Raw genomic sequence first — 235 nt, 5'->3', positions numbered from 1 at the left:
ACCGGTTTTATACAGGCGGGCATCCGGTGCTGTTGAGAACGGGTCAGAAATAAAGCGTTCCGCCGTCAGTGCCGGACGGTTAAGGTAACCGCGGGCAACACCGGCCCCGCCAATATACAGCTCGCCCGTTACGCCAATCGGGACTGGCTGACCGTGATGATCGAGGAGATAAGCACGCAGGTCAGGTAATGGCTGACCAATCAGGCTGCCACGGCCTTCGGTAATATCCTCACCG

1 protein-coding gene is annotated in these 235 nt (G+C 58.3%); it reads right to left on the bottom strand.

Going from position 1 to position 235, the window contains the following annotated elements; translation table 11 throughout:
• A partial coding sequence (locus AAC147_RS12720; RefSeq protein WP_047686809.1) for an AMP-binding protein occupies positions 1 to 235 on the bottom strand: 235 nt, incomplete at both ends.

Source organism: Xenorhabdus sp. NBAII XenSa04 (assembly GCF_963866145.1).
GTDB lineage: Bacteria > Pseudomonadota > Gammaproteobacteria > Enterobacterales > Enterobacteriaceae > Xenorhabdus > Xenorhabdus indica.
The sequence above is the reverse complement of the archived record's forward strand: the minus strand, read 5'-3'. Positions and strand labels throughout refer to the sequence as shown.